Genomic DNA, 12,050 nt, shown 5'->3' with positions numbered 1-12,050 from the left:
GCTACGAACTTTCACGCACGTGCGGCGAAGCCGCTCTTGTGCCCGGGGTCACTTCGATGCATACTGGTTACCAACCGATCATTCGGTAATGAAAGTAGGACTTATGACCACGTCAAACACCCTGTCCACCGAGACGCTGCAGGGCGGGTTCGACGAGACCATTGCCCACGAGCAGCGCGTCGAGCCTCGCGACTGGATGCCGGACGGCTACCGCAAGTCGCTCATCCGCCAGATCGCCCAGCACGCGCACTCCGAGATCATCGGCATGCAGCCGGAGGGCAACTGGCTCACCCGCGCACCGTCGCTGCGCCGCAAGGCGATCCTGATGGCCAAGGTGCAGGACGAAGCCGGTCACGGCCTCTACCTCTACTCCGCCGCGGAAACGCTCGGAGCGGACCGCGCCGACCTGACGGTCAAGCTCATCGAGGGCAAGCAGAAGTACTCCTCGATCTTCAACTACCCCACCCTGACGTACGCAGACGTGGGCACCATCGGCTGGCTCGTCGACGGCGCAGCAATCTGCAACCAGGTTCCTTTGTGCCGCAGCAGCTTCGGGCCCTACGCGCGCGCAATGATCCGCGTCTGCAAAGAAGAATCCTTCCACCAGCGCCAGGGCTACGAACTGCTCGCGACGATGATGCGCGGCACCGACGAACAGCGCGCCATGGTTCAGGAGTCCGTCAACCGATGGTGGTGGCCGGCACTGATGATGTTCGGCCCGCCGGACGACGAGTCCCCCAACACCGAGCAGTCCATGAAGTGGGGCATCAAGCGCCACACCAACGACGAACTGCGCCAACGCTTCGTCGACATGTCGATCCCGCAGGCGAAGGCACTCGGAGTCACGTTCCCCGACCCGGACCTGAAGTGGAACGAGGAGCGCAAGTCACACGATTTCGGTGAGCCCGACTGGTCCGAATTCATGCAGGTGATCAAGGGCAACGGAGCCTCCAACGTCGAGCGCATCGCGAACCGTCGAGCAGCCCACGACGGCGGAGCTTGGGTCCGCGAGGCCGCGACCGCATTTGCCGAAAGGAACGCAGCATCATGACACGCCCTGAAGAGGCCCAGTTCACCGCCGAGGGCGGCCACGGAGCAGTGCCCACCGAGGGTGTTCCGGTCGAGCCGAAAAGAGAGGCAGTCAAGGCCGATTGGCCACTGTACGAGGTGTTCCTTCGCGGCAAGCGCGGCCTGAACCACGTACACGTCGGATCACTCCACGCTGCCGACGACCACATGGCCCTGCGGCATGCTCGCGACGTCTACACCCGCCGCAACGAAGGCGTCAGCATCTGGGTGGTTCCGTCCAACTCGATCGTCGCGTCGTCGCCGTCGGAGAAGGATCCGTTCTTCGCACCGAGTGGCGACAAGGTGTACCGCCACCCGACGTTCTACGAGATCCCCGACAACGTTCCCCACATGTGAGACCCATACTCCCAGAGGACAAGCACCCATGACTGATCACGACAGCGCCTACGAGGGCCTCGTCGACGAGGACTCGCACGGGCAGTGGGCATTCGGGACGAGTTTCGACGACCCGCTCGCCGGCGTCGATACCACCGTTCCCGATGACGTCGACCTGAAAGCCCTTGCCGCGTACTGCCTCATGCTCGGTGACGATGCGCTGATCAGCTCCCAGCGCCTCGCCGAATGGAGCACTCGCGCACCGGAACTGGAAGAAGAGGTGGCGCTGGCGAACGTCGGCCTCGATCTCCTCGGCCAGGCCCGGCTGCTACTGGCCCGCGCCGCGAAAGCCGATCCGACGGTGGTGCCGTTCATCTCGGACACGTCACCCTCACCCGCCGAGGATGCGCTGGCGTTCTTTCGCGACGAGGCCGACTTCCGCAACGTCAGACTCACCGAGCTCGACAACGGCGACTTCGCGAAGTCGCTGGTTCGGCTCCTCGTGTTCTCGACGTGGCGGCTCGCCGTCTTCACTCGCCTGCAGGAATCCCGTGATCCCGTTCTTGCCGCAGTTGCGAACAAGGGCGTCAAAGAGCTGACGTACCACCGCGATTACGCGGCACGCTGGGTCGTCACCCTGGGCTGCGGAACCGACGAATCGAAGCGACGCGTCCGCGACGCCGTGACCCGGATCTGGCCGTACGTCTCGGAACTGTTCATTCCGACGGACGAGGAGATCGCACTCGCGAAGGTCGGCGTCGCCGTCGACCCCCGTGACGTCCGCGAGGAGTTCGATTCGGTTCTCGCACAGGTCCTTCACGCCGCGGAGCTGGAGGCGCCCGAGGGCAAGTCCGTGGGCACCATCGGCGGCCGCGGTGGTCGTCGCGGCATCCACACCGAGGCCTTCGGCCCGTTGATCGCTGAGATGCAGGTCGTGGCGAGGGCACATCCGGAGGGAGTCTGGTGACCACGATGGAACTCTCCGCTCGCGACATCGCAGCTACCGTCATGGATCCGGAGATGCCGCTGCTCACCCTCGACGACCTCGGCGTCCTGCGCGACGTCGAGGTACGCGAGAACGGCAGCGTGCTCGTCACCATCACTCCGACGTACTCCGGGTGCCCCGCCATGGCGACGATGCGCGACGACATCGCTCACAAGCTTCAGGACCACGGCTACGCGGATGTCGAGATCGTCACCAGCCTGACGCCGGCATGGAGTACCGACTGGATCTCCGAGGAGGGCCTGCGCAAGCTTCGCGAGACCGGTTACTCCACTCCGGGTCCGGCCCCGGAACGTACATCCGGCCCGGTTCCGCTGACCTTGACCGTCAAACCCCGTCAGCTCACCTGCCCGCAATGCAGCTCGCGTAACACCCGGCTCACGTCCGAGTTCGGCGCCACCCTCTGCAAAGCCCAGTACCGGTGCGACGACTGCCTCGAGCCCTTCGACCACGTGAAGGAAATCTGATGACCGTCACCGCCGAGCCTGTTCAGAAGAATCTGCGCAACAAACCTTTTCATTCACTGACCGTTGCCGACGTGGAATCGCTCTGCGACGACGCCGTTGCTGTCACGTTCGACGTCCCGGAAGAGTTGCGCGAAGAGTTCGACTTTCGCCCGGGCCAGTCACTGATGCTCAGCCGCACCGTCGACGGCGTCGAGCACCGCCGCTCCTACTCCATCTGCGCCCCGGCCGGTGCGCGTCCCCGCGTCGGTGTCCGTAAGGTGTCCGACGGTCTGTTCTCCTCCTGGCTCGTTCACGACGTCAAAGCAGGCGACCGAATCGACGTGCAGGGCCCGAGCGGCACCTTCCACGCTGATCCGGCCCAGGCCGGCAGGCACGTGCTCATCGCCGCCGGTTCCGGTATCACCCCGATGTTGTCGATTGCGGCATCCGTTCTGGCGAATCCCGACTCCGAAGTGGTTCTGCTGTACGGCAATCGCCGGACGCGAACGGTGATGTTCGCCGAGGAGATCGCCGACCTGAAGGACCAGTACGGCAGTCGATTCGACGTCATCCACGTACTGTCTCGCGAGCCACGGGAAGTCGAATTGTTCAGCGGCAGGCTCGATGCCGACCGGCTTCGCGAGATACTCGACACCGTCGTCGCAACACCGGATATCGATCATTTCTGGTTGTGTGGCCCGTTCGGGATGGTCACCGATGCCCAACAGGTTCTCGGTGACCTCGGTGTGGCGAAGACCAGCATCCACGCCGAACTGTTCTACGTCGACGATGTACCGCCGCCGCAGGAGCAGCACCGCGAGCCCGGTATCACCGGCCCCAGCAGTGAGGTCACGATCATCCTCGATGGCCGGGAGGTGAAAGGCGCTCTGCCGCAGAACGAGTCGATACTCGATTCGGCCGAGCAGCTGCGCTCGGATCTCCCCTTCGCATGCAAGGGCGGCGTGTGCGGCACCTGCCGCGCGAAGGTGACCTTCGGAGAGGTCGACATGCGTCGTAACTATGCATTGGAAGACAACGAGGTCGATGCCGGCTTCGTGCTCACCTGCCAAACCTTCCCACTCAGCGACACCGTCACCGTCGACTTCGACGCCTGAGACCACGAGAGACCGATCATGACCAGTGTGCTGTCCGCCCCCACCGATACCCCCGACATCGAGTTCGCCTCTCGGGACCGCATTTCCACGCTGCAGTTGGAGCGCCTGCGATGGTCGCTGCAGCACGCGTACGACAACGTTCCGCACTACACGAAAGCATTCGACGACGCCGGGGTGCATCCGACCGATCTGAAAGACCTGTCGGATCTGGCGAAGTTCCCGTTCACCGCCAAGAAGGACCTGCGGGAGAACTACCCGTTCGGGATGTTCGCGGTTCCGCAGGACAAGGTCTCACGCATCCATGCGTCCTCGGGCACCACGGGTAGGCCGACAGTGGTGGGGTACACCGCGAACGACATCAGCAACTGGGCCGACCTGATCGCCCGCAGTCTCCGGGCCGGTGGCGTCAAGCCCTCGGACAAGGTGCACGTCGCCTACGGCTACGGCCTCTTCACCGGCGGACTCGGCGCGCACTACGGCGCAGAACGACTGGGCTGCACCGTTATTCCGATGTCCGGCGGTATGACCGATCGTCAGATTCAGCTCATCGAGGACTTCGAGCCCGACGCCATCATGGTCACGCCGTCGTACATGCTCACGATCGTCGACGCGATGGTCAAGAAGGGCATCGATCCGGCGAAAACCTCGCTGAAAACCGGAGTCTTCGGCGCGGAGCCCTGGACCGAGGAGATGCGCAAGGAGATCGAGAAGACTCTCGACATGGACGCCGTCGACATCTACGGCCTGTCCGAGGTCATGGGACCGGGCGTCGCGATGGAATGCGTCGAAACCAAGGACGGACTCCACATCTGGGAGGATCATTTCTACCCGGAGGTCATCGACCCGGTGACCGGCGAGGTTCTGCCCGACGGCGAGGAGGGTGAATTGGTGTTCACGTCCTTGTCCAAGGAAGCGATGCCGATCATCCGCTACCGCACCCGCGACCTGACGCGACTGCTGCCAGGCACGGCTCGCACGATGCGTCGGATGCATAAGGTCACCGGCCGCACCGACGACATGATCATTCTGCGCGGGGTCAATCTCTTCCCGACGCAGATCGAGGAGCTGATCTTGACGGTTCCCGTTCTGGCACCGCAGTTCCAGTGTGTGCTCGAGCGTGCCGGACGCATGGACTCACTGACCGTCCTCGTCGAAGCCCGACCCGATGCCGCGCTCGACACGCATCCGATTGCCGCAGCAACGCTGAAGAAGCTGGTCAAGGACCGGATCGGCGTCAGCGTCGCGGTCGACGTCGTTGCACCGGCGGCCCTCGAGCGTTCCATCGGTAAGGCCCGCCGTCTGATCGACAACCGTCCGACCGTATGACATGAGCCCGGTGGCACAGGATTTCGAGCAATGGCGCGAGAACGTCTCCACGGCGTTCGTGCCGCTCGACGCTGTGTCCACCGGGCCGTCGTCGTTCCAGGGCACGCTGGTGTCGTCGACGCTCGGGGCGCTGCAACTGAGCGAGGTGACCGGCCGGGAGGTCGACGTCAGGCGCACACGCGCGACCATCCGGCGGTCCGACCCCGGATTGATCAAGGTGGGTCTGCAACTGACGGGGTGCGGCACGATCGTCCAGAACGAGCGCGAGGCCGTGCTCCATCCTGGCGACTTCGCGGTCTACGACACCAGTGCCCCATACGATCTGCACTTCGCCGGGGACTTCGAGATGTTCGTGGTGATGTTTCCACGCGACGCGCTCCGCATCGATTCCCGTGACTTGACGACAGTTGCCGCGCGTCGCATCGAGGGCGATCACGGCGTCGGCGCGCTGGTGTCGCCGTTCCTGTTCAATTTGCGTCGCAACGCCGCCGACGGCACATTGCCGACGACACCGATGCTCGAGAACGCCGTCCTCGATTTGCTCTGCGCCGCTCTCGACGACGCGGCTCCCCACGATGCGCCGGGATCCACACTCCTGATCGAGGCCAAGAGTCTCGTCGAATCTCAGCTGTCCGATCCAACACTGTCCACGGCGTCACTCGCTGCGCACCTGCATATTTCGACGCGCTACTTGCAGAAGCTCTTCGAGCAGGACGGTCGCACGGTGGCCGGCTGGATCAGATCCAGGCGACTGGAGAGGTGCCACCGCGACCTGCGTGACCCTCGTTTCGCCGCAGACAGTATCGGAACCGTCTGTGCGCGTCACGGTTTGATCGATTCCTCGAACTTCTCGAAGCTGTTCAAGGAGACGTACGGCATGTCTCCGCGGGAGTATCGCGCCGGGTGAGAGCGCACGCCGCCCTCACCCGACCACGAACTACTTTCCGAGGATCAGATCCGAGGCCCGCTCACCGACCATGATGGACGGCGCGTTGGTGTTGCCCGACGGCACCGTGGGCATGATCGACGCGTCCGCCACGCGCAATCCATCGACCCCGCGGACCCGAAGGTCCGCTCCAACAACGGCATCGGAGTCCGACTCGGCTCCCATCTTGCAGGTGCCGACCTGGTGGTGGTATGTACCGGCAGTCTGTCGGACGTACGCCCGCAGGTCGTCGCGGGTGCGGGCGCTCGGTCCCGGTACCACCTCTGCTTTACGCCACGGCGCGAAGACATCGGAGGCACCGATCTCCCGGCAGATCTCCACCGCGTCGACCATCGCTTCGAGGTCGTACGGATCGGCCAGGATGTTCGGATCCGCCAGCGGCAGTTCATTCGGATCCGAGGACGCCAATCGCAGCGTGCCGCGTGAACGCGGAGCCACGATTCCCGGAGCGATCGTGTAGCCGTTCTCGGGCACCGGGTATCCGTCGGCGGGGTAGGGGATGTGCATGAACAGGGGCTGCAGATCGGGTGCAGCGCCGGCCCATCCGGTACTGCGGGCGTACAGCTGCGCTTCGAGCAGGTTGTTGGTACCGGCTGCGAGCGGCTCGAGGGACTCGTAGATGTTGCTGAGCAGCAAATGGTCGTGCAGGTTCTCGCCGACGCCCGGCAGGTCGACGACGGTGTCGATTCCCAATTCAGCCAAATGTCTGGACGGCCCGATTCCACTGAGCAGCAGGGTCTTCGGAGAGCCGAGGGCTCCGCCGCACAGGATGACCTCGTGACCGGCGAACGCTCGCTCCAGCTCGCCATCTCCGCGGCTGTATTCGATGCCCACCGCTCGGCCGTTCTCGAGCACCACTCGGTGCACGAGAGCACCGGTGGTCACCGTCAAGTCGGGATTGTCGAGCACCGGGCCGACGAAGCTCTTCCAGGCGCTCATCCGCTCACCGTCGCGCGTGGTGGTGTGGTTGTAGCCGGCACCCACCATCTCGTCGGCGTTGAAGTCGTCGATCAGTTTGTGACCATGTTCGACGGCCGCGTCGACGAACGCCGCCGCCAAGGGGTGCGGGGTACCCATGATCGACACCGGCAGTGGCCCGTCGCCGCCGTGGAACTCGTTGGCACCGAGTTCGTGTGACTCCGAACGCTTGAACAGCGGCAGCACGTTCTCCCACGACCATCCGGCGTCACCGCTGGCCGATGCCCACCCGTCGTAATCGCTGGAATGCCCACGTACGTAGATCATTCCGTTGAGGGACGAGCTGCCACCGAGGACGCGTCCGCGTGGCCAGAAGATTCGCCGATCGTTGGCGTGCTTCTGCGGGGTGGTGAACAGTCCCCAATCCTGCGTGCCACCCAACAGCGTCGGCCAGCCCTGCGGTGAATGGATCGCCGGATCGGTGTCCACGGGACCGGCCTCGATGACGTGGACGGTGTGGCCTGCGTCGAGGAGCCTCCTCACGATGACGCTTCCTGCTGATCCTGCTCCGACGACGACGTAGTCGGTCGATTTCTTCGGCATGTCAGTCCTTGCTGTTTCGTTGCTGCACGAGGGAGTCGGGCTACAGAACTACGGTGACAACCTTCTCTTCGGTGTTGGCCTCGATACCGGCCCACCCGAGTTCCCGGCCCGTGCCACTGGACTTCATGCCGCCCCAGGGGAGAGCGGGATCGATTGCAGCCCAGCCGTTCACCCACACCGCGCCGGAACGGACCTGCCCGGCCAGTATGTGCGCCCTCGACACGTCGCGGGTCCAGATCGAAGCGGCCAAGCCGTACACGGTGTCGTTGGCAATGGAGATCGCCTCGTCGGCCGTATCGAACGGAATCACCGTTCCGACCGGTCCGAAAATCTCCTCCTGGGCGATCTTCATGCCGTTGTCGGCATCGGCGAAGATCGTCGGCTGGACGAAATAGCCGGCGCCGTCGGGACGTCCGCCACCGGCTGCGACTCGGGCCCCACCGTCGCGTCCGGCCTCGATGTACCCCAGCACGCTGTCACGCTGCGTCGCGTTGACGAGGGCACCCATCGTCGTCGACGGATCGAACGGATCGCCCAGCACCTGAGCCGAGGCCGCGGCGGCCAATCCGTCCACCACCTGTGAGTACAGCGAGCGATGCACCAGCACTCGGGTTCCGGCCGCACACACCTGGCCCTGGTTGAAGAACAGTCCCATCGCGGTTCCGTTGATCGCCGCGTCGAGATCCGCATCCTCGAGAATGATCTGCGGGGACTTGCCGCCGAGTTCGAGCGTCGTCCGCTTGAACGTGTCGGCGGCCTTCTTCGCGATGAGCTTGCCGACCCGGGGGCTGCCGGTGAAGCTGATCTTGTCGACGTCCGGATGGCCGACCAAGGCATCGCCCGTCACTTCGCCCAGTCCTGGAACAACATTGACCACTCCGGCAGGTACGCCTGCCTCGTCGATCAGTCGAGCCAGATGCAGGATGGACAGTGGCGCGTCCTCCGGCGGCTTGACGACGACGGTGTTCCCCGCGGCCAGAGCGGGAGCAAGCTTCCACGCCGCAATCATCAGCGGAGTGTTCCAGGGAACGATCATGCCGATGACGCCGACGGGTTCGCGAACGGTGTACGAGTGCGTCGGCTGCCCGAAGTAGCCCGCAGTGGGGATGGAGCTGCCGGTGATCTTGTCGGCCCAGCCCGCGAAGTGCCGGAAAGTGGCTGCAGCATTGGGGATGTCGAGCATCGCGGGCTGACCCACCGGCTTGCCGACGTCGAGGGCTTCGAGTCGAGCGAGAAGGTCGCCGTCCCGCTCGATCAGATCGGCCACCCGATTGAGCAGCTGGCCCCGGACCGCTCCTGGCGTTGCGCCCCACTCACCACCGAGCTGGGCACGGGCCGCACGCACCGCTGCATCGACGTCCGACGCGGTGGCTGCGGCAATCTCGGCCAGGGGCTGTTCGGTGGTCGGGTTCAAGTCGGTGAAGGTGCCTCCGTCGGATGCACCGTGCCAATGCCCCGCGATGTAGAGCTCGGTGGCGGTGCCGGTCGGCAGCGACGGTGCGGCCGATTCCTGTACTGCGGTCATGTGTTTTCGCTCCTTCTCGGTGCCGTGTGCAGGCACCTCTCGCATGCCTGCTCCAGACTGCGCCCGGGCGAACGTGCCGGTCTTGTGTGATCGCGCACACATTGTGCGGTAGATGCGCACAATCGCGAGAGTGCAGCAGACAGCCGAACGGGTTCCGTGCCGGCACGGAAAGGCGCAGTATGAGGTGGTGAACGTGACACCGACGCAATTGCGAGCGCTGTTCGCCCTTCGTCTGTCGGCTCTGTACGGGCGGGAGGTTCCCGCGTACACGACGCTGTTGGACGTCACCGCGTCGATCAATGCCGAGACGATGCGCACCAGCGGTGCCGATGCGGAACGTTTCGGCTCCATCGATCGCGTCACCGCCGAGCGACACGGGGCGATTCGTGTCGGCAATGCACGTGAGATGTCGCAGGTGGCAATGATATTCGGTGCCATGGGCATGTATCCGGTGGGTTTCTACGATCTGCGTGACACTGCGTTGAGTTCGATTCCGGTGGTGTCGACAGCGTTCCGGCCGATCGATCCGGCCGAGCTGGCGATCAACCCGTTCCGGATCTTCACCTCGATGCTGGTGGCGTCGGATCGACGGTTCTTCGATCCGGATCTCGGCCGTCGCCTGACGGAATTCCTCGACCGCAGAACGCTGTTCCCTCCGCTACTGCTCGAGCTGGCAGCCACGTGTGAGAGGGACAACGGCCTCGCAGCGGAGGAGTCCGCTACCTTTCTGGACCTCGCGACGGCGGCGTTCGCGTTGTCGACCGACCCTGTCGACAGGGCGTGGTATCGCGAACTCGAGGCAGTCTCGGCGGTAGCCGCCGACATCGGTGGTGTCTCCTCCACCCACATCAACCACCTGACACCGAGGGTTCTGGACATCGATCTTCTGCATCGCCGTATGGGAGAGCGCGGGGTGGCAATGATCGACACCATCCAGGGGCCTCCTCGTACGTCCGGTCCTGGGTTGTTGTTGCGCCAGACGTCGTTCCGAGCGCTGGACGAGCAGCGGATGTTTCTCGACGAGAACGGCAACGTCGAACCCGGTCATCTACGGGTGCGGTTCGGCGAGGTCGAAGCCAGGGGCGCGGCAGCTACCGCACTCGGACGACGTCGCTACGACGAGTATCTGGATCGACTCGATACCGAGGAACCCGAGGACGCGTCCGCACTGTGGTCGTCGCTGGTGCCGGACGACGAGACACTGTGGATGGCAGAAGACCTCGCCTACTTCACCTTTCGAGTCACTGGGACCAACCCGTCCGCTGCAGACCGGGACGGTGGCCTCGTCGATCTGGTCAGGTCGGGTGTTCTCGCGGCCGACCCGATCGTGTACGAGGACTTCCTGCCCAAGTCGGCGGCTGGCATCTTCAGGTCCAATCTCGAATCCGACGGCACCCGCAATTCCGACAACACCGCGGCAGCCTTCGATGCGGAGGCGATGGAAAGCGTTCTGGGACGGACCCTGCACGACCCGTACCGGATCTACGGCCGCCTCCGAGACGAGTCGGTGGCGCGGGTCGAGAAGCACCTCGGCCTGACGAAGCCTCTCGACTGCCCATGGACCCACTGAGCAATCGGCCCGAGATACCGAGCGTCAGCCCGAGATACCGAGAGATCCGGCGAGGGTCGGCCAGCTCTTCGGCAGTTGCTCCACCCAGTACGGCCACGAGTGTGTTCCGGTCTCGGTGAAGTCGAACGTTGCAGGGATGTTCAACTGGCCGAGCCGATCCGCGAGTCGGTGTGTGCAGTAGTTGGACCCGACCTCGATGAGGCCACCGACCACCACCCTGTCCCATCCCGCTGCAGTGTCGAAGCTTTCGTGTCGTCCGGGTGCTCCGGTTCCCACCGACACGTAGACATCGGTACCGCGCAGACTTTCGGCATTGGCCACCGAATCATGTTCGGCCCACGCAGGATCGAAGGGTCCGCCCCACATGTTGTCGGCATTGCCGCCGAAAGCTGCGACGATGGCTCGAATACTGGCCTGGCCCAACGGCTCGGCGGACGCGAAGCAGCCGCTGTACGACGCCACGCCGGAGTACACGTCCGGGTTACGTGCGGCGAGCATCATCGCCGATTGTGCGCCCATCGACAGTCCCGCGATCGCGTTGCGGCCGTTGCCGTCCACGGCCGCGTCGATCAGCGGAGGTAGTTCCTCGGTGAGAAACGTTTCCCACTGGTACCGGCCGAGTTTCGGGTCGTCGCGCTGCCAGTCGGTGTAGAAGCTGCCTGGCCCGGCCAACGGCAGGACGACGTTGACGTTCTTGTCGGCGAAGAACTCCGCTGCCTGCCCCTTTCGCAACCACATGCTGTTGTGCGGATCCTCTTCGCCGATGCCGCTGAGCATGTACAGCGTCGGACGCGGTCCGGTCTTCACCGCGGGCGTGAGCACCTGCACTTCGACGACGGCCCCCATAGCGGGTGAGTCGACCTTCAGCGTGCGCAGCGTGTCGGATGTCAGGACGGTGTCGACGATGCGGGCGGAGGGCGCAGCCGGCTCGGCGGATGCGATACCTCCCGAGGCGATCGACAGGGACAACGCTGCGACGAAGACAGTGGTGGAGATGCGTCGGCGACGCATGGCGATCCTCTCGGGATTATCACGGTAAGGGTGAATCGAGGTGCAGCATTGCACAATTGCGCGCCCGGTAACACGTTGTGGGCAAACTTTCACCACTGTCGCAGACTCGATACCCGATCGAGGTGGCGAACCTGAACCTCCGCCCTTTTTCACCATTCGAGTCGTACACGAACAATTCGTGCA

At 64.4% G+C, this 12,050-nt stretch carries 11 protein-coding genes; 8 read left to right on the top strand and 3 right to left on the bottom strand.

From position 1 onward, the window contains the following. Nucleotides 1–103 precede the first annotated feature (103 nt). The 7 genes from paaA to CH266_RS21120 are packed head-to-tail and all read left to right on the top strand — an operon-like array spanning nucleotide 104 to nucleotide 6,201. Complete coding sequence (paaA, locus tag CH266_RS21150) at nucleotides 104–1,051, top strand: 1,2-phenylacetyl-CoA epoxidase subunit PaaA (protein WP_094693840.1); 948 nt, start codon at nucleotides 104–106, stop codon at nucleotides 1,049–1,051. After that, nucleotides 1,048–1,425: a 1,2-phenylacetyl-CoA epoxidase subunit PaaB gene (gene paaB, locus CH266_RS21145; RefSeq protein ID WP_032373518.1), complete on the top strand. Its 378-nt coding sequence runs from the start codon at nucleotides 1,048–1,050 to the stop codon at nucleotides 1,423–1,425. The genes paaA and paaB overlap by 4 nt, the downstream gene beginning before the upstream one ends. A gap of 28 nt (nucleotides 1,426–1,453) precedes the next feature. Further along, complete coding sequence (paaC, locus tag CH266_RS21140; protein ID WP_094716118.1) at nucleotides 1,454–2,371, top strand: 1,2-phenylacetyl-CoA epoxidase subunit PaaC; 918 nt, start codon at nucleotides 1,454–1,456, stop codon at nucleotides 2,369–2,371. 5 nt (nucleotides 2,372–2,376) lie between these two features. Continuing rightward, nucleotides 2,377–2,874 (top strand): 1,2-phenylacetyl-CoA epoxidase subunit PaaD, encoded by a 498-nt coding sequence (gene paaD / locus CH266_RS21135; RefSeq protein ID WP_032368688.1) that lies wholly within the window; start codon nucleotides 2,377–2,379, stop codon nucleotides 2,872–2,874. Beyond that, nucleotides 2,874–3,968, top strand: coding sequence for a 1,2-phenylacetyl-CoA epoxidase subunit PaaE (paaE, locus tag CH266_RS21130; RefSeq protein WP_094716117.1), 1,095 nt, complete (start codon nucleotides 2,874–2,876; stop codon nucleotides 3,966–3,968). Before paaD ends, paaE begins: the two co-directional genes overlap by 1 nt. An 18-nt stretch (nucleotides 3,969–3,986) precedes the next feature. Then, nucleotides 3,987–5,294: a phenylacetate--CoA ligase PaaK gene (gene paaK, locus CH266_RS21125; RefSeq protein WP_094716116.1), complete on the top strand. Its 1,308-nt coding sequence runs from the start codon at nucleotides 3,987–3,989 to the stop codon at nucleotides 5,292–5,294. A 1-nt stretch (nucleotide 5,295) separates the two neighbouring features. Continuing rightward, nucleotides 5,296–6,201, top strand: a complete 906-nt coding sequence (locus tag CH266_RS21120; RefSeq protein ID WP_057472487.1) for a helix-turn-helix domain-containing protein — start codon at nucleotides 5,296–5,298, stop codon at nucleotides 6,199–6,201. Nucleotides 6,202–6,231: 30 nt separating this feature from the next. On the opposite strand, the gene CH266_RS21115 is transcribed toward CH266_RS21120, so the two are convergent. Together CH266_RS21115 and styD are read right to left on the bottom strand one after the other, a co-directional pair. Continuing rightward, complete coding sequence (locus tag CH266_RS21115) at nucleotides 6,232–7,761, bottom strand: GMC family oxidoreductase (RefSeq protein WP_094716115.1); 1,530 nt, start codon at nucleotides 7,759–7,761, stop codon at nucleotides 6,232–6,234. A 40-nt stretch (nucleotides 7,762–7,801) separates the two neighbouring features. Then, the gene (gene styD, locus CH266_RS21110; protein ID WP_094716185.1) at nucleotides 7,802–9,286 is read right to left on the bottom strand and encodes a phenylacetaldehyde dehydrogenase StyD; all 1,485 of its coding nucleotides are present in this window, start codon (nucleotides 9,284–9,286) and stop codon (nucleotides 7,802–7,804) included. Nucleotides 9,287–9,470: 184 nt separating this feature from the next. On the opposite strand from styD, the gene hglS reads away from it, so the two are divergent. After that, complete coding sequence (gene hglS / locus CH266_RS21105) at nucleotides 9,471–10,856, top strand: 2-oxoadipate dioxygenase/decarboxylase (RefSeq protein WP_441347067.1); 1,386 nt, start codon at nucleotides 9,471–9,473, stop codon at nucleotides 10,854–10,856. Between the two features lie 24 nt (nucleotides 10,857–10,880). Here hglS and CH266_RS21100 read toward each other — a convergent pair whose 3' ends face one another. Next, nucleotides 10,881–11,867 carry an alpha/beta hydrolase gene (locus CH266_RS21100; RefSeq protein WP_032367851.1) on the bottom strand — a complete coding sequence of 329 codons (987 nt, stop codon included), beginning with the start codon at nucleotides 11,865–11,867 and terminating at the stop codon, nucleotides 10,881–10,883. Nucleotides 11,868–12,050 lie beyond the last annotated feature (183 nt).

The sequence above is a fragment of the Rhodococcus sp. 06-1474-1B genome, from assembly GCF_002258885.1.
Classification (GTDB): domain Bacteria; phylum Actinomycetota; class Actinomycetes; order Mycobacteriales; family Mycobacteriaceae; genus Rhodococcoides; species Rhodococcoides fascians.
The sequence above is the reverse complement of the archived record's forward strand: the minus strand, read 5'-3'. Positions and strand labels throughout refer to the sequence as shown.